Here is an 18,151-nt window from a genome sequence, read left to right as displayed (position 1 = left end):
GGTTGTCCTGCAGGTAACATAACTTCCACATATGTGGACGATGTTGCCTGTCTTTCCACGTATGTGGATGGCGTGCGCTGTGGAAGACGGAGTCCTTGTATCAGGACAGCGGGGGTTATGCTGTGGCACCCATTCCGCAACAGACCAACGGAAGGCAGTGGCATGGCGGAGGAACGCATCCTGATCACCGGAGGGGCCGGAAAGGTGGCGACCCTGCTCCGGCCCCGGCTGGCTCGCCCCGGCCGTACGCTTCGGCTGCTGGACGTCAGGCAACCAGAACCGACCACGGAGCCTGCCGACGGTAGGGAAGAGGTGGTGGTCGCCTCGGTTGACGATCTCGACGCGATGGTGGAGGCCTGCCGCGACGTCGACGCGATCGTCCACCTCGGGGGGCAGAGCCGCGAGGCCGGCGTCGAGGAGGTGCTCCGGCTCAACGCGTACGGCACGTACTGCGTGCTGGAGGCGGCCCGGCGCACCGGCGTACGCCGGGTGGTGCTCGCGTCGTCGAACCACGCGGCCGGCTTCCACCGCCGGCACGGGGCGCCGGCGGGGGGTCTGCCGGCGGACGTGCCCGGGCGCCCCGACACGCTGTACGGGTGGAGCAAGGTGGCGGCCGAGGCCGCCGGGCAGCTCTACGCCGACCGTTTCGGCATGGATGTGATCTGCCTGCGCATCGGGCTGTGGTTCCCCAGGCCGCCGGGGCTGCGCGGCCTGGCCCTGTGGCTGTCCCCCGACGACGGGGCGCGCCTGGTGGAGGCGTGCCTGACCGCCGACTCACCTGGCTACCGGATCGTCTGGGGGGTCAGCCGCAACACCCGCCGCTGGTGGTCGCTGGCCGAGGGCGAGGCGATCGGCTACCACCCGAAGGACGACGCCGAGCAGTACGCCGACGAACTCGTCGCCGCCCACGGGGAGCCCGACTTCGACGCCGACCCGGTGCTCGACCGGGCCGGCGGCCAGTGGTGCGACGTGCCTCTCGGCGAGCGCTACTAGCGGATTCCCTCCCGGCGAAGGGTGGCGGCGAGTCGCTGGGTGTGGGTCACCACCGCCTTGACCACCCGGTCCAGCTCCTCGCCGTCGGCCAACTGGGCGGGCATCGAGCAGGAGATGGCGTCCGTGGCCGGAATCCGGTAGCCGACCGGCGCGGCCACGCACGCCACCTCCTCGGTGCCCTGCTCCCGTTCGAACGCCCAGCCCCGCTGCCGTACCGCGTCCAGTTCGGCGTACAGCGCCGCCCGGTCGGTCATGGTGTGCGGGGTGGCCTTCTCCAGGTCGGCCGGCAGGATCTGCTCCACCTCGTCGGTGGTGAGCTCGGCGAGCAGCGCCTGGCCGAGGGCGGTCAGGTGGGCCGGCAGGCGCCGCCCGACCCGGGAGACGACGCGGACGGCGTCGCGTGACTCCCGGCTCGCCAGGTAGAGCACGTGCGCGTCATCGCGTCGGGCGTAGTGGATCGTGTACCCGACCTCGGCGCGCAGATCCTCCAGTGTCTCGTGCGCGTACGGCAGGGCGCGGTCACGGTCGAGGTAGGCGGTGCCGGAGAGCAACGCGTGTGGCCCGACCCCGAACGCCATCCCGGCCTCATCGGTCTCCACCCACTTCAGTTCCCGCAGCGTGCGCACCAGCGCGTGCAGGCTGGAGCGCGGGTAACCCATCCGCTCCTGCAGCTCGGAGAGCGTCAGGCGGGTGGGTGACGCGGCCAGCGTCTCCAGGATCCGCACGGTGCGCTCGGCGGACTTGACGGGGGAGGACTCGGCCGGCGCGCCGGCGGGGCCGTGCGCGGCCGCGCGTCCGTTCCTCTCGCCGCCGGCGCGCCGGCCGGCGTCGTCGGAGCGGTCAGCGCTTTCAGGTCGTTCGATGCGCGAGCGAGTGCGGGGCATGGCTCCACCCTGATGGTTATTTGTTTCGGGCCTGTTGACCGCCATGGTACCGGAAGCTAACTTGTTGATGCCCAAGTGACACACATCAGGAACGCGTCCATATATGTAGACAGGAGGCAGTCTCGTGACTGACCGTCAAGGCGCGACCAAGCTTGTGGCCCTGTTCGCCGTCGCCGTCACCGCCCTCGGGGTGAGCGCCTGCGGAAGTGACGCCGGTGACGCGGCGCAGGACGCCAAGGCGCCGTTGCAGATCTGGGTCCGCAAGCCCCCGGGAGCGACCGAACAGACCGCCAAGGCGCTGGCCGCCAAGTTCACCGAGTCCAGCGGCATCCCGACCACCGTCACCGCCCTCTTCGAGGACTTCGAGACGAAGCTGCAGCAGGCCGCCGCGCAGAAGCAGCTTCCCGACATCGTCATCAACGACACCGGCCAGCTCGGCACCCTGGTCAAGCAGGGCCTGGTCCGCGAGGTCGACCGCGCCGACATCGCCGGCGAGCAGGAGCTGACCCCGGTCGCCTGGGACGCCGCCAAGGCGGCCGACGGCAAGCACTACGCGGTGCCCTTCTCCGCCCAGTCGTTCGCCCTGTTCATCCGCAAGGACTGGCGGGAGAAGGTCGGGCTGCCGGTCCCCCGGAGCTGGGCCGACCTGGACACGCTCGCCACCGCCTTCACCAGCCGGGACCCGGACGGCAACGGCAAGGCCGACACGTACGGATACGCCGTACCCGCCTCGACGAAGCGCGGCTACACCGCGTGGTACTTCTCCAGCTTCCTGTGGGCCGGCGGTGGAGACTTCCTCAGCGGTAAGCCGGGCGCCTTCACCCCGGCGATCGCGAGCCCCGAGTCGGTCGCGGCGGTCGACTGGTTCAAGGCCCAGTTCTGCACCGCCAAGACCGTCGCGCCGGGCGCGGTCACCATGGAGACCACCCAGGCGCACCCGGTGTTCGAGACCGGCAAGGCCGGCATCTACCTCACCGGGCCCTACAACATGGCCCGCTTCGACAAGAACCTCGGCAAGGACAAGTACGAGGTGGTCCCCGCGCCGCCCGGTCCGAGCGGCAAGGCCGCCTCGCTCGCCGAGGGCGAGAACGTCTACCTGATGGCCGGTTCCGACAACCGGGCCGGACAGGAGAAGTTCGCCGAGTTCGCGGTCTCCGTGGAAGGGCAGACCCTCGGGATGGCCGGCGACACCGCCGGCAACTTCGTCCGCCTGCCGGTGAACGCGACGGTCAAGCTCGCCGAGGTCCGTTCCGACGCCCGGTGGCAGACCTTCGACGAGATCTACCGGACGGTCGGGCGGTACGTCCCGGCGGTGCCGGAGTGGACGCCGTTCCAGCAGAAGGCGGCCGAGACGATCAACGCGATCGTCGCCAACTGCGGCACCGACACCAAGGGCGAACTCGAGAAGCTCGCCGCGACGTTCGCCACCGAGCTGACCAAGCAGGGAGTGAAGGCGTGAGTGGGACCCGGGCGGCGCCGACCCGGCAGGGTGCGCCGGTGCCCGCCGCGACGGGCCGCCCGGGCCGCCCGCCAGGTACGCCGGTCCGCCCGGGTCCGCCTGGTGGGCGCCGCGGGCTCTCGATGCCGATGTTCGGCTCGGTTCAGCGGTACCTGGTGCCCTGGCTCTTCCTCGCCCCCGCGCTGATCATCTTCGCGGCCTTCAAGTTCGTGCCGATGGCCCGGGCCGTCGAGATGAGCTTCCACGAGGTACGCCCCTACCTCGGCGACCAGTGGGTCGGTCTGGACAACTACCGGCAGGTGTTCACCGACGACGCCTTCCTCGCCGCGATCTGGCACACGGTCGTGCTCGCCGTCGGCCAGACCGGCGGTTCGATCGTGCTCGGGCTGGCGCTGGCGCTGCTGCTGGAGGGCGCCGCCCGGCACCTGTGGTTCGTGCGGACCGCGGTCTTCCTGCCCACGGTCGCGGCGATGGCCGTGGTCGCCGAGGTCTGGCGCATCCTCTACTACCCCGCCCCGGATGGCATGGTCAACGGGTTGCTCGGCTGGGTCGGGCTGGGCCCGTCACAGTTCCTCAACGGCGAGGACACGTCGCTCTGGTCGGTGATGGCGGTCGGCATCTGGCGAGGCGCGCCGTACGACATGATGATCTTCCTCGCCGGCCTGGCCGGCGTCGACCGCGCCCTGTACGAGGCCGCAGCCGCCGATGGCGCCGGACCGTTGCGGCGGCTGTGGCACGTCGCCTTCCCGGCGCTGCGACCCGTCTTCGCGATCCTGGCCACCCTCGCCGCCATCCGCGGGTTGCGGGTGTTCACCGAGATCTTCCTGCTGACCAACGGCGGACCCAACGGCTCCACGGAGGTCCTGATGACCCTCATCTACAAACTCGGCCTGGAACGCAACGAACTCGGCGTGGCCGCCGCCGGATCGATGGTGCTGCTCGGGGCGACCGTCGTGCTCACCCTCGCCGTCCAGGCAGCGCGGCGCCGCGACCGCGGGGCAGCCCGGTGACCGCCGGCACCGCCGCCCGCCGGGCCGGTACGCCACGTCGCCCCGGTACCAGAGCGCAGCGGGCACAGCGGCTCGACACGGCACTCGGGTTCGCCGCGCTGCCCGGACCGGTCGCGCGGATCGTACGCCTCCTGCTCTACGCCGTCCTCGTCTGCGTCTTCGCCGGCCCGCTGGTCGCCCTGCTGGTCAGCGCGTTCACCCCGGTGCCCGACCCGAGCCGGCTGACGCTGCTGCCGACCCGCCTCACCCTGGACAACTTCACCGCCGCGATCCGTCGTGACGTGCTGCTCTACCTGCTCAACTCGTTCATCGTGGTCGGGGTCGGGTTGCTGCTGCAGATCATGGTCAGCATCTCGGCGGCGTACGCTCTGGCCCGCAAACGCTTCCCCGGCATGCGGCTGGTCTTCCTGCTGATCCTCGCCACGATGATGCTGCCCGAGGAGATCCTGGCCATCCCGCTCTCCCTGGTGCTCGCCGACGTGCCGGTGATCCACGTCAACCTCGTCGGCAGCCTGGTCGGGATGATCGTGCCCGTCGCCGCCTGGGGCTTCTCCATCCTGGTCATGACCGAGTTCATGCGGGAGATCCCCGTGGACCTGGAGGAGGCCGCCCGCATCGACGGCGCCGGCGACCTGCGGATCTTCTGGTCGGTGGTCCTGCCGCTGTGCCGACCGGCGCTCGGCGTCATCGGCATCTTCGGCTTCACCATGATCTGGGACCAGTACATGCTGCCGCTGCTGGTCGCCCAGGACGCCAGCCAGTTCACCCTGCCGCTGGCGCTGCGCACCCTGCGCAACGACGAAGAGGTCGGGGTCGGCGTGCTGCTCGCCGCGTCGCTGCTCGCCCTGCTGCCCTCGGTCCTCGTGTTCCTCGCCATGCAGCGGCAGTTCATGCGTGGCCTCACCTCCGGAGCGGTCAAGGGCTGAGCCCGACCGCCGCCCCGCCCGACCGCCACCCGTGTACCCATCGAGACCGCACAGACAAGGAATCCCATGCGCCTGCACGGCCTGCTCTCCTTCCCGCTGACCCCGTTCACCTCCGACGACACCGTCGACCTCGCCGTGTTCGCCGAGCACGTCGCACAGCAGGTCGCCGCCGGCCCGTCGGCGCTCTTCGTGGCCTGCGGCACCGGAGAGTTCACCGCCCTGGACCGCGACGAGTACCGCGAGGTGGTCAGCACGGCGGTGCGGGTGGCCGGGGGCCGCCTGCCGATCTTCGCCGGCACCGGCGGCGGACCGCAGTGCGCCCGGGAATTCGCCCGGATCGCCGCCGACTGCGGCGCGGACGGGCTGCTGCTGCTGCCGCCGTACCTGGTCACCTCCACGCCCGCCGGCCTGGTGCGCCACGTCGGGTACGTCGCCGGCGGCACCCCGTTGCCGATCATGGTTTACCAGCGGGCCAACGCCGTACTCGACCCGGCCGCCGCCGTGGCGCTGCTCGACATTCCCACCGTGACCGGGATCAAGGACGGCCGTGGTGACGTCGACGCCATGCTCCGGCTGGTCACCGCGGTACGGACCAGCGGCCATCCGCGCGCCGCCGAATTCGCTTTCCTCAACGGGCTGCCCACTGCGGAGTTGTCCGTTCAGGCGTACCGGGCCATCGGGGTGGAGAGCTACTCCTCGGCGGTGCTCTGCTTCGCGCCCGACATCGCCACCGCCTTCCACCGGGCGGTGCGCACCGGCGACGACGAGACGGTGACCAGCCTGCTGGCCGAGTTCTACCTACCGCTGGTGGCGCTGCGCGACCAGGTGCCGGGCTACGCCGTCGCGCTGGTCAAGGCCGGCGCCCGCCTCACCGGGCTGCCGGTGGGCCCGGTCCGCCCACCGCTGGTCGACCCCAGCCCCGCCCACGTCGAGCAGTTGGCGGGAATCCTCGACCGCGGTCGCGCCGCGCTCGCCCGGCTGGACCCGACCGGTGTCGCCCAGGTCGCTCACGCCGCGCCCGGGCCGGTGGCGGCATGAGCGGACTTTCCGCCGGCGAGCCGAGGAGGTCGCCGTGCCTGACCCGTTGACCGTCACCGGCGTCACGGTCACCCCCGTGGCCTTCCCGGACCCGCCCCTGCTCAACTCGGCCGGCGTGCATCAACCGTGGGCGCTGCGCGCGATCGTCGAGGTCCGCGGCACCGACGGGCTGGTCGGCCTCGGCGAGACCTACGGCGATGCGCCGCACCTCGCCCTGCTGCACCGGGTCGCGGCCGGGCTGACCGGCCTGGACGTGTTCGACATCGCCGCGCTGACCCGGCACGTCGGCGCCGCGGTGGGGGCCGCCGACGCCCCCGACCGGCACGGCCTCACCGGCGGCTCCAGCACCGCCAAGACCCTGGCCCGGGTGCTGTCCCCGTTCGAGGTCGCCTTCCTCGACCTCCAGGCGCGGGCGATCGGCCGGCCGGTGTACGCGCTCCTCGGCGGCAAGGCCCGCGACGAGGTGCCGTTCGCCGCGTACCTGTTCTACAAGTGGGCGGCCCATCCCGGAGCGGAGCCGGACGAGTGGGACGAGGCCGTCGACCCGGACGGCATCGTGGCCCAGGCCCGGAAGATGATCGACAGGTACGGCTTCCGGTCGATCAAGTTGAAGGGCGGGGTGCTGCCGCCGGAGGAGGAGATCGCGGCGATCCAGGCCCTGCGGGGCGCGTTCCCGGAGCATCCGCTGCGGCTGGACCCCAACTGCGCGTGGACCGTCGACACCTCGCTGCGGGTCGCCGAGCAGACCGCCGGCCTGCTGGAGTACCTGGAGGACCCCACGCCGGGTATTCCCGGGATGGCGCGGGTCGCCGCCCGGGCACCCATGCCGCTGGCCACCAACATGTGCGTGGTGAGCTTCGCCGACCTGCCGCAGGCGGTGGCCGAGGGCGCGGTGGGAGTGGTCCTCGCCGACCACCACTACTGGGGTGGCCTCGCCGCGTCCGCCCGCCTCGCCAGCATCTGCGAGACCTGGGGCATCGGTCTGTCGATGCACTCCAACAGCCACCTCGGCATCAGCCTGGCCGCGATGACGCACCTCGCCGCGGCCACCCCGCACCTGGCGTACGCGGTCGACACGCACAGCCCCTGGCAGTGCGGCGTGGACGTGGTCGAAGCCCCGCTGTCCATCGTCGACGGAACCGTGACGGTGCCGGACACCCCCGGCCTGGGGGTGACACTGGACCGCGACGCCCTCGCCCGGATGCACGAGGACTACCAGCGGTGCGGTATCCGCGAACGGGACGACACCGCCTACCTGCGGCAGTTCCAGCCCGGCTACGAGAAGCGGAGGCCCCGGTGGTGACCGTCAGCGGACACGCCTACCCCTGGGACGTCATCGGCGACCCGTCGTTCCCCCACCGGGTACGCGAACTCGGCCTCACCGGCGTGACCCTCGCCGCCAGCTACCACTCCACCCGGGCGGCGACACCGTTGCACCCCCGGCACCAGCTCGTCGACGCCCGCTGGGCTGCCCTGTACCGCCCGGTGCGCGACAGCGTCTGGGCCGCTCACCGCCTGCGTCCCGGGGTCGCCGAGTGGATGACCGAGGCGGACCCGTTCGGCGTCGCGGCTGACGCGCTGCGCCGTGCCGGGGTACCGGTCACCGCCTGGATCGTGCTCACCCACAGCACCCGGTTGGGCAGCGCCCATCCGGACCTCGCCGTCACCAACTGCTTCGGCGAGCGCTACCCGTACGCGCTGTGCCCGGCCAACCCGCAGGTGCGCGACTACGCGGCGACGCTCACCGCCGAGGCGGTGCGCGACGTACCGGTCGACGCGGTGTCCCTCGAGGCGTGCGGCCAACTCGGTCTGGCCCACCTCGGGCATCACGAGAAGACCGACGACGCGTGGACGGCGAATGCCGCCCGGCTGCTGTCGATCTGCTGCTGCCGAGGGTGTCAGTCGGCCTGGCGGGAGCGTGGGCTCGACCCGGGCGAGGTGGTCGACCGGCTGCGGGCGGACGTACACGCCGAAGCCGCCCGTGGCTCCGACCCGTCGCCCACACCGCTCACCGACCCGATGGTGGTCCTGTTGCTGGACGCTCGTCACGCGGCCACCGACGCACTGCGGACGCAGGTGCTCGCCGCACTGCGGGAGGTGCTGCCGGACGCGCCGGTGACCCTGCACGCCAACCCCGACCCGTGGGCCACCGGTCCGTCACCCGGGCTCACCCCGGCCGCCGCGGCCGACGTCGACGCGCTGCTCGTACCGGCCTGGCCCACCGCGCCGGCCACCGCCGAGACCGTGACCCGGGCTGCCCGGACCGGTCGCCCGGTCGACGCGTACGTCACCGTGCTCCCGCCGACTGCCCCGGACGCGCTCGCCGATCACGTCCGGCGGCTACGCGGTGCCGGGGCGACCCGGTTCAGCCTCTACCACCTGGGCCTCGCGCCGGCATGGCGCCAACGGCTCTTCGTCGAGATCGCCAAGGCGGTGCACGATGTCTGACCCCCAAACCATCCACGAGTACACGGCCCGCGCCGCCGACGCCGCCCGCGTCCTCGCCACCTGGACCGGCGCCCAACGCCGCGACCTGCTGCACCGGTGCGCGGACGCGCTCGCCGCCGCCGAGGACAGGATCGTCGCGGTCGCCGCCGCGGAGACCGGACTGCCCCCGGCGCGTCTCGCCGGTGAGCTCGCGCGCACCACCGGCCAACTCCGGCTGCTCGGCGACTTCGTGGCCGCCGGGCGGCACCGGGAGGCACCCGCCTCGCCGGGCGCCGCGCCGGGTGGAGCCGACGTGGTCACTGTGCCAGTTCCGGTGGGACCGGTCGCCGTCTTCGCGGCCTCCAACTTTCCGCTCGCCTTCGGGGTGCCCGGCGGGGACACCGCGTCCGCGCTCGCCGCCGGCTGCCCGGTGGTGGTCAAGGCGCACCCGGCCCAACCGGAGACCGCACGGCTGCTCGCCGAGCTGCTGGCCAAACCGCTCGACGCCGCGCCCTCGGGCACCTTCGCCCTGGTCGAGGGCGGACCCGAGGTATCTCTGGCGCTGGTCACCAGTCCGCCGATCCGGGCGGTCGGTTTCACCGGCTCGCTGGGTGGGGGCCGGGCGTTGATGGACGCGGCAGCCGGCCGCCCCGACCCCGTTCCCGTCTACGCCGAGATGGGCTCACTCAACCCGGTGCTCGTGCTGCCCGCCGCGGCCCGCGACGAGACCTGGGCAACGGCCCTGGCGACCGCGGTCACCGCTTCGGCCGGGCAACTCTGCACCAAACCCGGCCTGGTCCTGCTCCCGGCCGACCCGGCCGGCACGGCCCTGGCCGCTGCGCTCGCCGCGGCGGTGGCCGCGGCGCCGTCGCACCCGATGCTCACCGCGGAGATGGCCGCCGCCCACGCCGGGTGGCGGGACCGGGTTGGCGCCCTGCCCGGCGCGCAGCTCACCAGCGCCCCGGCGCCCCCCGCCGCGGGCCCGGACGAGGCGCAGGTGCCGCGCCCGTTCGTCGTCCAGGTCGACTCCGACCAGCTCAGTGGGGAACTGCTGGAGGAGCACTTCGGGCCGGCGGTCGTCGTCTGCACCGCGCCCGTCGAGACGTACCCCGGGATCGTCGCGCGGCTGGCGGGCAGTCTGACCGCGACGCTCATCGTCGACCACGCCGACCCGGCCGACAACGACCTGGCCGTCGCCCTGCTGCCGGCGCTCGCCGAACGGGCCGGGCGGATCGTGGTCAACGGGGTGCCGACCGGAGTGGCGGTGTGCGACGCGATGCACCACGGGGGTCCTTGGCCGGCGACCTCGGCGCCCTGGTCGACCAGCGTCGGCACCGCTGCCGTGCGCCGGTTCCTGCGCCCGGTGGCACTGCAGGGCGTACCGGCCGACCTCGCCGCCGCGGTGTTCCCGGGATGAGTCTCCGCCCCGGTCTGGTCTCGGTGACCTTCCGACAACTCGTCCCCACCGAGGTGGTGGCGCTGGCTCGCGCGGCCGGGCTCGCCGGGATCGAGTGGGGTGGAGACGTCCACGTGCCACCCGGAGACGACTACGTGGCCCGGCGGGTCGCCGACCTCACCACTGGTGCGGGGCTGGTTGTCTCCGGGTACGGGTCGTACTACCGGCTGGGCCCCTCGGCAGCCGAGGGCCTGGCGCCCGAGACGGTGGTGCGCACGGCCAGCCTGCTCGGCGCACCCATGGTCCGGGTGTGGGCCGGGCGCCGACCGAGCACCGAGGCGGACGCCCGCTACCGGGGCAGTGTCGTCGAGGACGCCCGGCGCATCGCCGACCTGGCCGGCGCGGCGGGGCTTACCATCGCCTTCGAGTACCACCGCAACACGCTCACCGACACCCGCGGCTCCACGGCGTGGCTGCTGGACAGCCTGGCCGGCCTACCGGTCCGCACACTTTGGCAGCCCCAGCCCGAGCGGGACCGCGCGGAGAACCTGGGCGATCTGCACGCCGTCCTGCCGTACCTGGCCGACCTGCACGTGTTCGCCTGGAACCCGCAGCGCCTGCGACTGCCGCTGCACAGCCATCACGCCGACTGGGCGGCGTACCTCACCGCGGCGAGGAGCGCACCAGGACAACGGTTCGCCTCGCTGGAGTTCGTCATCGACGACGATCCCGGCCTGCTGCCTACCGAGGCGGACACGCTGCACCGACTGCTCGGGACCGACCCGCCGGCCCCCCGACACCCACACCACGCCGCGCCGCGTCCACGCCCATCAGGAACCCCGCCACGAACAAGGTGAAGGCCGCCCGTCCCTGGCGGCGCCGAACAGGTCGCTTCGGTGGTCATGCGAACCATGCCATTGCCTGCCCGTTGCCACGGGTCCGGGCCAGCGGCACGGCGTCGAGCGCGAGCACGTCGTGCAGCGCCTGGTCAGGTGCGGGTGGCGGGCCTTCGTGGGAAGCGTCAGCGACAACGGCGGGCGTTGAGCCGGGCGGCCTGGCGCGTCAGGTGGTCGCGCTCGGCGAGGTTGGGTGCCTTCTGGGCCGCCTCGGCGTAGAGCCGCGCCGCCGTCGCCAGGTCGCCGTCGCGTTCGTGGAGGTACGCCGCCACCGCGGTGTGGCGGGGCAGTGAGTCGTCCAGCGCCTTGAGCGCCGCCAGGCCGGCGCGCGCTCCGTCGGCCTCGCCGACGGCCACCGCGCGGTTGAGCCGCACGACCGGGCTGTCGGTCAGGCGGGTGAGTTCGTCGTACCACTCGACGATCTGCACCCAGTCGGTCTCAGCGGCGGCGGGCGCGTCCGCGTGGAGTGCCGCGATGGCGGCCTGGGCCTGGAACTCGCCCAACCGGTCGCGGGCGAGGGCCGCCTGCAGGATCTGCACGCCCTCGGCGATCGACTCGGTGTCCCACCGGCCGCGGTCCTGCTCGGCGAGCGGCACCAGGCGCCCGTCGGGCGCGGTCCGCGCGGCGCGCCGGGCGTGGTGGAGCAGCATGAGGGCGAGGAGCCCCGCGACCTCGGGATGGTCGATCGCGGCGGCGAGTTGCCGGGTGAGCCGGATGGCCTCGGCGGCGAGGTCGACGTCGCCGGAATAGCCCTCGTTGAAGACCAGGTACAGGACGCGCAGCACGGTGGCGACGTCGCCGGGCTGGTCGAACCGTACGCCGGAGACGGTGCGCTTGGCACGGCTGATGCGCTGCGCCATGGTCGCCTCGGGCACCAGGTAGGCGTGGGCGATCTGGCGGGTGGTCAGCCCGCCGACGGCGCGCAGCGTGAGCGCGACCGCCGACGACGGGGTCAGCGACGGGTGGGCGCACAGGAAGTAGAGCTGGAGCGTGTCGTCCACCGCGGGCGCGGGCCCGGGCGCCGGCTCCTCGTCGAGGAGGTCCTCACGCCGGCGGCGCGCGGCATCCGCCCGCGTCGCGTCGAGAAACCGGCGCCAGGCCACGGTGACCAGCCAGCCCTTCGGGTCCCGGGGCGGGTCGGCCGGCCAGACGCGGACCGCCTCGACCAGCGCGTCCTGCACGGCGTCCTCGGCCGCCGCGAAGTCGGCTCCGCGGCGGACGAGGATCCCGAGCACGCTCGGCGTGAGGCTCCGGAGCAGGGCCTCGTTCATCTGAGAGATCACTCCGTGATGGTGGGCGGCGCGGTCAGGAACGGGCGCACCTCGAGCCACTCGTGGATCGGCTTCCCGCCCGCCCCAGGGGCGGCCGACAGCTCCCCGGCCAGCTCGATCGCGCGCTCGTAGCTGTCGACGTCGATCACCATCCAGCCGGCGATGAGGTCCTTGGTCTCGGCGAACGGGCCGTCGGTGACCGGCGGACGACCCTCGCCGTCGTACCGGACGAACGTCCCCTCGGGGGCGAGCGCCTGACCGTCGACGAACTCGCCGGTCCCCTCGAGCCGGGCCGCGAAGTCGTGCATGTACTGCACGTGCGCCGAGATCTCCTCCGGCGTCCACCGGTCCATGGGCACGTCGTTGACCGCAGCCGGGGCGCCGCGGTAGTGCTTGAGCAGCAGGTACTTGGCCATGGTGTTTCTCCTCGTGGCTGGTGCGACCTGTGTCGGTTGCGTTCCTCCCAGGGACGGAGCCAGCCGCAGGTTCTCGACATCGGCGTCCGAATATCTTGGTTCTCTCTTGGAACGAGTCTTCGATGTTCCGACGACGCCCGGCGACGGCGACCGGGTGGTGCATGGTTCGGGTGGCCAGCCGCGGTAGGTCGCCGGCTCACCGGTGGTGCGGATCAGCAGTCACCGACGACCTGCGGGCTCATTGGTTGCCTGCGGCAGGGTTTCCGGCGGGAAACACTGTCTCCGGCTGAAGAAGTGAAGCGGCGGGTCTCTAGGACGCCTGGCGGATGCGCATGTCGGCCAGCCAGACGTCGGCCAGGTCGCTGAGGGGGACGTCGAGGGCCTGGCTCAGGCAGACCACAGTGCCGAACGCCGGTGCGGGAAGGCGACCCGCCTCGATCTTACGCAGCGTCTCGGGGGAGATGCCGGCTGCCAGGGCCACCTCGACGAGGCTGCGGCCGGCCCGCGCGGCCCGGAGCGCGGCTCCGAGGCGCTGGCCCGCTGCGACCTGTTCGGCGGTGAGTGGTTGGCGAACCATGCCAGCAGGATATCCCACCGGAGACGCCCCGACCTGGCGTGGTATAAAAATACCGCACAGGGAGAGGGAGGCTGTCGTGATCGAGCTCAAGTCCGCCGAGGAGATCGGCCGGATGGCGGTGACCGGCCAGTTCGTCGGCGAGCTGCTCGCCGAGCTGAGCGGTGTCGCCGCAGTCGGCGTCAACCTGATGGACCTCGAACACCACGCCCGCCGCCGGATCACCGAACGCGGCGCCGAATCCTGCTACTGGGACTACGCCCCTTCGTTCGGCCGCGGTCCGTTCCGCAACGTGTTGTGCCTGTCGGTCAACGACGCGGTGCTGCACGGCCTGCCGCACGACTATGTCCTACGGGACGGTGATCTGCTCAGCATCGACATGGCGGCCTCCATCGACGGCTGGGTCGCCGACGCCGCGCTCTCCGTCATCGTCGGCACCCCCGACCCGGCCGACCTGAAGCTGATCGAGGCCACCGAGGTCGCCCTGGAGGCCGGCATCGCCGCCGCCCAGCCCGGCGGCCGCCTCGGCGACATCTCCGCCGCGATAGGCGAGGTCGCCCACTCCTACGGCTACGGGGTCAACGCCGAGTTCGGCGGTCACGGCATCGGCCGCACCATGCACGAGGCCCCGCACGTGGCCAACAATGGCCGCGCCCGCCGCGGCATGAAACTCCAACCCGGCCTCACCATCGCCATCGAGCCCTGGTTCTGCCGCTCCACCGACAAAATCAAGTTCGACGACGACGGCTGGACGGTCCGCTCCGCGGACGGCTCCCGCACCGCCCACTCCGAACACACAGTCGCCGTCACGGCTTCCGGCCCCCAGGTCCTGACCCGCCGCCCCACTCCGGGCGCCACCTCGGCCGACCCCAGCAAGAAGCCCGCCACAGCCTCCTGACCGACTGCCCGCCTCCCCTGGGGCGTGAACCAAGGCGGGGCCTGCCGCAGCTTCCTGAGCAAGTCCCCAGCCGGCAGCCACCGCCGCATCTCGGGGTCCACACCACCTTCGAGACTCGGCCGTGGCTGCGTGCTGTTCACGGACAGAACCACACCACTCCAGCAGGTCAGAACGGATCCCCTGCTGGAGTGTCATACAAGAAGTCGGGGCCGGAGGATCGGCTCTGGCTCCGGCTTGTCCCTCGTGGGCGGCCGAGGGTGCGCAGGCGAAGAGGCCTTCAACCTCGTCGGGTGCTGGCTGCTGCCGTTGAGGGCGATCTGTGGACCGGCATCCGAGTCTCCGGACGAGGACGCACGTCGAATCTGCCGTCCATGATTTGACAGAAGGATCAGGTCTTTCGGCTGACCTCCGCGTCCGTCCGTCTCCGTAACATCACCGCACGTGATGGCGAGGGCACTTCACGACAGTCGAGGAGAGACATGGGATTGTTCCGTCCCGACGAGCCGCTCGAACAGCGCTTCTCCGACGTCCTATTTGCCAGCGACAACCGCGCTCGGCAGGCTGTGACGAAAGGTCAGAACGGGATCCGAGCTGCCCTGCTGCCCGGCGAGGCGGTGCTGGGAATCGCGTTGGACGAGCGTACGCACGACGAGACCGTCGTCCTGACCGGCCGACGCGTGCTGACGATGCGCCGAGGTGGCCGCAACCTCGTGCGGACGACCGCTATCGCGGACGTTCCCGGCGCTTACGCCGAGGGAACGCAGGGTGGCGCGACGTTCGAACTGGACCGCATGGGTGTGCGGATCCACCTCAACGGCCTCGCTGCCGCCGATGCGTTGACCAAATTGGTCAACGACCTGGTCCTCAGGCATCGGCCAAGGACGATCCCGGTGCTGTACCCGGACTTCTACCTCGACCTGCTGGCGAGCGGTGGGGTCTCCGATACGCCAGTCAATCGCGTCAGGCTGGCGGAGCGGACGGCGTTCACCATTGGTACGCAGGCCGGCGCCTTCACGGCCCAGCTCCACGACCGGGAGGCGTTCGCAGCATTCACGACCCGCTTCGCCGGCACCTCACCGGACCGGCTGATGCACCAGGCGGACGAGATGATCGACTGGCTCTGGGCGTGGCATCCGTTGTGCCATCACGGCTTGACGAGGCAGGTGGCCAAGTGGCGCGACGGGCTACTGCAACCGGGAAGCTTCCTCACTGCCGCCGCCGGGGGCGAGATTCCGCCCTGGAGCGATTCAACCGCCGAAAACAGCCAGGCTTGGCAGCTGGTGTTCGACAAGAACTGGCGGAACTGACGCGGCCCCACTCGCTCTCATGCTGGCGCCCAGCAGCCCCCAGCCGGGCAGTCCCGTCAGTGTCCGCTGCCGGGACTCCCCGACCTTGGCGACGATTGGCGACGCCACTCGCAGCTCCGCCCTCCGACGGCCGGATTGGCCGGAGCGGGGCCTTCCTCCGCGCTTGCGGGCTGCTGACGTCCGGTGTTCGTCATCGCACCGGGCTCCGGAACCTGGTTCGGATGATGGCCGTTCCGCCGATCCCGACAGAGATGCCATCGGTGGTGGCGGTCGTGGTGGCAAGGACGCGGGATGGGCGGCCGGCGGTGGTCCCTGTCGACCTCGATGCCGGTGCGGCCGTGTGTCGCAGACGCGGTGATCATCGCGCTCTGACTCCCACCTAGCGAAGCCCCGGCACCTCGGGGGCCGCGGCTTCGGTGTGGCTGTGCCACCAGAGGCCCGGTTCAGGCTGGGAATGACACCTGCCCCGTCGGGTACGCGACCATCGCCACGGTTGATCCGACGTGCACGGGAAGGGAGCCCGCGATGAAGGGCACGATCGTGACGGGGTTGAAGAAGAGGGTGCGTTCGATCATGGTGCGCCGTCGTGCCAGGAATGAGCTGATCACCCAGCCGACCAAGGCGAGAAGGCCCGGCAGGCGCTATCAGTGAGAGCGTGGCCCGGCCAGCCGCAACAGCAGCACAGGTCATAAGGGGATGATCGGGCCGCCGCCGGCGAGGCCGGCGTACAAACCGGGGTGCCAGGTGAGGACGTTACAGCCGTGGTCGACGGCGGCGGGCAGCGCGCTGGCCGCGTCGAGCCGACCGACGGTGTCGTAGACGACCGCGAGGGCCCGCCAGCTGACCGGGTCGACGTGAGCACCGCGGCTGCAGGGCGGGCGTCGATGCTGGCTTGGGGTGAAGGCGATGATCGCGGAGGTGTCGAGGATGGCCCGGATCGGGCGGTCGCTCACGCGGCGCGGGGAGCGTCGATCTGGGCGCGCAGCACGGCGTCCGGCTCCGGGGTCCACCGGTCCCGGCCCTCGTCACGCCGCGTGCCGAGATTCCCGGGCTGCTCGCCGGGTGGCTGCCGCTCGACGTCGTGATCGGCACCTGTGATCTTTGGTCCACCCCGGGGGTGGCGTCAGCACCATGACGGCGATGCGGGACGGCGTGCCACAGGTCCTCGCGCCCGAGTGGGACATCCTGCTCGTCACGGTGCGGTGAGCTGCGGACTACGGGGCGGCGATGGTGTTGGCACCCGGCCTGCAGGACGGCGACGCGGTCGCACGGGCATGCCGCGAGGTGTTGTCATCCCTCGTACCGGGGCAGGCTCAACTGCTCGCCGCACAGATGGCGGCGCTGCCGCCGCCGGCGCACGTCGTCGCGGAGATCGAGAAGTTGGTCGTGGCACGACGGAACCGGGTGGCGGTGGCCTGACCTCGGCTACGTGGCATCGGGCGCCCCCAATGGTGATCCGCGGGCCTGATCCAACGGCCCGCGGATCACCCGTCGTAGAGGTCCGAGGCGAGCAGGTCCGGGTCCATCAGACGACGGGGACCGGGGCCCTGCGTGCCGAGGACGTCGTCCGGATTGGCGAGTTTGCATCGGTCCAGGGAGAGGCAACCGCAGCCGATGCAGTCCGTGAGGCTGTCACGCAAAGTGGTCATTTCCTGGATGCGGGCGTCCAGTTCGTTACGCCAGTACGTCGACAGATGCTCCCAATCGCCGCGTGTCGGTGTCCGCCCGTAGGGAAGGGTGGCAAGCGCGTCGCGAATCATCGCCAGCGGTATTCCCACTCGCTGCGAAACGCGAATGAAAGCCACTCGACGTAGGGAATCCCGGGTGTATCGCCGTTGGTTGCCCGACGTTCTCGTACTGCTGATCAGGCCCTGCCGTTCATAGAAGCGCAGGGCGGAAGCCGAAACGCCGCTACGGGCGGACAGCTCGCCCACCGCGATGTCCCGCAATACGCCTGGGGGCTCCTCCATGCCGAGCAGTCTAGCTTGACGTGAACCATTGTTTAAGTAGGTGCCTGTCGTTGATCACCGCACTGCTAGGGAAGGTCTCGACATGGCACCCATTCCATCGGAGGAAGTGGGCAGGGGGCACCCCCCGGCTCGCTATGATCCTGATGCTGAGCGTCTCGCCATTGACGCTCATGGCCGGTGCCATCATCACGCCGGTGCTCGAGGTCATCCGGGGCGAGCTCCGAGTGGACGGCACCGCGGCCAGATGGACCATCGTGACCGTGCATCAATGGTCGGCCGCCGCGGGTCGCGGTAGCCCTCGCCCGCCTTTCCCATCTCGTTGCCGGAGCCGGCGGGGGCGCAATGAGCGCGGGCTGCGCGGCGCGGACCGGTGATCCTTCGGGCCACGCCGGGGCCGTGGGTGAGTGCGGAGCCGCCCGATCCCCGGAGCCGATCCGCCGCCGGCTGGCAATATCATCGATGCCGGTCATTTCAGGGGATCGGGTCGCGGGTGGCGACCCCCCTCCGCCAGGACGCCGGGTGCTCGTACCGATGGCTGGTCGTGGTGCCTACCCCAGCATCACGAGGAGATGGTGAGCCACATGGTGTCCTCGATTCGCGAGTTCGTCACGGCCCGTTCCTGACCGGCGTCCACGGCGCCGCGGTGGTGATCCCGCGGGGTCACGTCCGTCGCTTGACTTGAACAT

At 71.6% G+C, this 18,151-nt stretch carries 19 protein-coding genes; 13 read left to right on the top strand and 6 right to left on the bottom strand.

Features of this window, described 5'->3' with window-relative positions; all coding sequences use genetic code 11:
- The first annotated feature begins 117 nt into the window (after window positions 1–117).
- The gene (locus AC5L3Z_RS07215; RefSeq protein WP_494840476.1) at window positions 118–993 is read left to right on the top strand and encodes an NAD-dependent epimerase/dehydratase family protein; all 876 of its coding nucleotides are present in this window, start codon (window positions 118–120) and stop codon (window positions 991–993) included.
- On the opposite strand, the gene AC5L3Z_RS07210 is transcribed toward AC5L3Z_RS07215, so the two are convergent.
- The gene (locus tag AC5L3Z_RS07210) at window positions 990–1,877 is read right to left on the bottom strand and encodes an IclR family transcriptional regulator (RefSeq protein ID WP_494840475.1); all 888 of its coding nucleotides are present in this window, start codon (window positions 1,875–1,877) and stop codon (window positions 990–992) included. The genes AC5L3Z_RS07215 and AC5L3Z_RS07210 overlap by 4 nt on opposite strands.
- A 124-nt stretch (window positions 1,878–2,001) precedes the next feature.
- On the opposite strand from AC5L3Z_RS07210, the gene AC5L3Z_RS07205 reads away from it, so the two are divergent.
- The 8 genes from AC5L3Z_RS07205 to AC5L3Z_RS07170 all read left to right on the top strand — a co-directional run bounded on the left by AC5L3Z_RS07205 (window position 2,002) and on the right by AC5L3Z_RS07170 (window position 10,990).
- Window positions 2,002–3,336 carry a sugar ABC transporter substrate-binding protein gene (locus AC5L3Z_RS07205; RefSeq protein WP_494840474.1) on the top strand — a complete coding sequence of 445 codons (1,335 nt, stop codon included), beginning with the start codon at window positions 2,002–2,004 and terminating at the stop codon, window positions 3,334–3,336.
- Window positions 3,337–3,464: 128 nt separating this feature from the next.
- Entirely contained in the window at window positions 3,465–4,346 is an 882-nt protein-coding gene (locus tag AC5L3Z_RS07200) for a carbohydrate ABC transporter permease (protein ID WP_494840473.1), read from the top strand.
- A complete protein-coding gene (locus tag AC5L3Z_RS07195) occupies window positions 4,343–5,272 on the top strand; it encodes a carbohydrate ABC transporter permease (protein WP_494840472.1) in 930 nt (309 codons plus the stop codon). The genes AC5L3Z_RS07200 and AC5L3Z_RS07195 overlap by 4 nt, the downstream gene beginning before the upstream one ends.
- 66 nt (window positions 5,273–5,338) lie before the next feature.
- Window positions 5,339–6,310 (top strand): 5-dehydro-4-deoxyglucarate dehydratase, encoded by a 972-nt coding sequence (locus AC5L3Z_RS07190; RefSeq protein WP_494840471.1) that lies wholly within the window; start codon window positions 5,339–5,341, stop codon window positions 6,308–6,310.
- Between the two features lie 34 nt (window positions 6,311–6,344).
- Window positions 6,345–7,613, top strand: a complete 1,269-nt coding sequence (locus tag AC5L3Z_RS07185) for an enolase C-terminal domain-like protein (RefSeq protein ID WP_494840470.1) — start codon at window positions 6,345–6,347, stop codon at window positions 7,611–7,613.
- Window positions 7,607–8,758, top strand: a complete 1,152-nt coding sequence (locus tag AC5L3Z_RS07180) for a hypothetical protein (RefSeq protein ID WP_494840469.1) — start codon at window positions 7,607–7,609, stop codon at window positions 8,756–8,758. The genes AC5L3Z_RS07185 and AC5L3Z_RS07180 overlap by 7 nt, the downstream gene beginning before the upstream one ends.
- Window positions 8,751–10,154, top strand: coding sequence for an aldehyde dehydrogenase family protein (locus tag AC5L3Z_RS07175; protein ID WP_494840467.1), 1,404 nt, complete (start codon window positions 8,751–8,753; stop codon window positions 10,152–10,154). The genes AC5L3Z_RS07180 and AC5L3Z_RS07175 overlap by 8 nt, the downstream gene beginning before the upstream one ends.
- Window positions 10,151–10,990, top strand: coding sequence for a sugar phosphate isomerase/epimerase family protein (locus AC5L3Z_RS07170; protein WP_494840466.1), 840 nt, complete (start codon window positions 10,151–10,153; stop codon window positions 10,988–10,990). The genes AC5L3Z_RS07175 and AC5L3Z_RS07170 overlap by 4 nt, the downstream gene beginning before the upstream one ends.
- Window positions 10,991–11,154: 164 nt before the next feature.
- Here the strand turns inward: AC5L3Z_RS07170 and AC5L3Z_RS07165 are convergent, their stop codons facing one another.
- From AC5L3Z_RS07165 to AC5L3Z_RS07155, 3 genes are all read right to left on the bottom strand, one after another.
- Complete coding sequence (locus AC5L3Z_RS07165) at window positions 11,155–12,300, bottom strand: RNA polymerase sigma factor (protein WP_494840643.1); 1,146 nt, start codon at window positions 12,298–12,300, stop codon at window positions 11,155–11,157.
- 8 nt (window positions 12,301–12,308) lie between these two features.
- Complete coding sequence (locus AC5L3Z_RS07160) at window positions 12,309–12,716, bottom strand: YciI family protein (protein ID WP_334523965.1); 408 nt, start codon at window positions 12,714–12,716, stop codon at window positions 12,309–12,311.
- A gap of 310 nt (window positions 12,717–13,026) precedes the next feature.
- Window positions 13,027–13,293, bottom strand: coding sequence for a helix-turn-helix domain-containing protein (locus AC5L3Z_RS07155; protein WP_494840465.1), 267 nt, complete (start codon window positions 13,291–13,293; stop codon window positions 13,027–13,029).
- A 76-nt stretch (window positions 13,294–13,369) separates the two neighbouring features.
- Between AC5L3Z_RS07155 and map the strand changes: the two genes are divergently transcribed.
- The 3 genes from map (at window position 13,370) to AC5L3Z_RS07140 (ending at window position 16,146) form a co-directional block, all read left to right on the top strand.
- The gene (gene map, locus AC5L3Z_RS07150) at window positions 13,370–14,188 is read left to right on the top strand and encodes a type I methionyl aminopeptidase (RefSeq protein ID WP_494840463.1); all 819 of its coding nucleotides are present in this window, start codon (window positions 13,370–13,372) and stop codon (window positions 14,186–14,188) included.
- Window positions 14,189–14,667: 479 nt separating this feature from the next.
- Complete coding sequence (locus tag AC5L3Z_RS07145; protein WP_494840462.1) at window positions 14,668–15,495, top strand: hypothetical protein; 828 nt, start codon at window positions 14,668–14,670, stop codon at window positions 15,493–15,495.
- 525 nt (window positions 15,496–16,020) lie between these two features.
- A complete protein-coding gene (locus AC5L3Z_RS07140) occupies window positions 16,021–16,146 on the top strand; it encodes a hypothetical protein (protein WP_494840461.1) in 126 nt (41 codons plus the stop codon).
- Between the two features lie 35 nt (window positions 16,147–16,181).
- Here AC5L3Z_RS07140 and AC5L3Z_RS07135 read toward each other — a convergent pair whose 3' ends face one another.
- A complete protein-coding gene (locus AC5L3Z_RS07135) occupies window positions 16,182–16,448 on the bottom strand; it encodes a hypothetical protein (RefSeq protein WP_494840460.1) in 267 nt (88 codons plus the stop codon).
- A gap of 274 nt (window positions 16,449–16,722) precedes the next feature.
- Between AC5L3Z_RS07135 and AC5L3Z_RS07130 the strand changes: the two genes are divergently transcribed.
- The gene (locus AC5L3Z_RS07130) at window positions 16,723–16,914 is read left to right on the top strand and encodes a hypothetical protein (protein ID WP_494840459.1); all 192 of its coding nucleotides are present in this window, start codon (window positions 16,723–16,725) and stop codon (window positions 16,912–16,914) included.
- Between the two features lie 65 nt (window positions 16,915–16,979).
- On the opposite strand, the gene soxR is transcribed toward AC5L3Z_RS07130, so the two are convergent.
- Complete coding sequence (gene soxR, locus AC5L3Z_RS07125; RefSeq protein ID WP_494840458.1) at window positions 16,980–17,465, bottom strand: redox-sensitive transcriptional activator SoxR; 486 nt, start codon at window positions 17,463–17,465, stop codon at window positions 16,980–16,982.
- Window positions 17,466–18,151: the final 686 nt, after the last annotated feature.

The sequence above is a fragment of the Micromonospora sp. LZ37 genome, assembly GCF_059359015.1.
This window is presented reverse-complemented; position numbering and strand designations above follow the sequence as displayed.

What these genes read in the sequence shown, in the direction of transcription:
- AC5L3Z_RS07215 (WP_494840476.1), top strand. Translation starts at nt 118, where the DNA reads ATGCTGTGGCACCCATTCCGCAACAGACCAACGGAAGGCAGTGGCATG.
- AC5L3Z_RS07210 (WP_494840475.1), bottom strand. Translation starts at nt 1,877, where the DNA reads ATGCCCCGCACTCGCTCGCGCATCGAACGACCTGAAAGCGCTGACCGC.
- AC5L3Z_RS07200 (WP_494840473.1), top strand. Translation starts at nt 3,465, where the DNA reads ATGTTCGGCTCGGTTCAGCGGTACCTGGTGCCCTGGCTCTTCCTCGCC.
- AC5L3Z_RS07190 (WP_494840471.1), top strand. Translation starts at nt 5,339, where the DNA reads ATGCGCCTGCACGGCCTGCTCTCCTTCCCGCTGACCCCGTTCACCTCC.
- AC5L3Z_RS07175 (WP_494840467.1), top strand. Translation starts at nt 8,751, where the DNA reads ATGTCTGACCCCCAAACCATCCACGAGTACACGGCCCGCGCCGCCGAC.
- AC5L3Z_RS07170 (WP_494840466.1), top strand. Translation starts at nt 10,151, where the DNA reads ATGAGTCTCCGCCCCGGTCTGGTCTCGGTGACCTTCCGACAACTCGTC.
- AC5L3Z_RS07165 (WP_494840643.1), bottom strand. Translation starts at nt 12,300, where the DNA reads ATGAACGAGGCCCTGCTCCGGAGCCTCACGCCGAGCGTGCTCGGGATC.
- AC5L3Z_RS07160 (WP_334523965.1), bottom strand. Translation starts at nt 12,716, where the DNA reads ATGGCCAAGTACCTGCTGCTCAAGCACTACCGCGGCGCCCCGGCTGCG.
- AC5L3Z_RS07155 (WP_494840465.1), bottom strand. Translation starts at nt 13,293, where the DNA reads ATGGTTCGCCAACCACTCACCGCCGAACAGGTCGCAGCGGGCCAGCGC.
- AC5L3Z_RS07145 (WP_494840462.1), top strand. Translation starts at nt 14,668, where the DNA reads ATGGGATTGTTCCGTCCCGACGAGCCGCTCGAACAGCGCTTCTCCGAC.
- AC5L3Z_RS07140 (WP_494840461.1), top strand. Translation starts at nt 16,021, where the DNA reads ATGAAGGGCACGATCGTGACGGGGTTGAAGAAGAGGGTGCGTTCGATC.
- AC5L3Z_RS07130 (WP_494840459.1), top strand. Translation starts at nt 16,723, where the DNA reads ATGGTGTTGGCACCCGGCCTGCAGGACGGCGACGCGGTCGCACGGGCA.
- soxR (WP_494840458.1), bottom strand. Translation starts at nt 17,465, where the DNA reads ATGGAGGAGCCCCCAGGCGTATTGCGGGACATCGCGGTGGGCGAGCTG.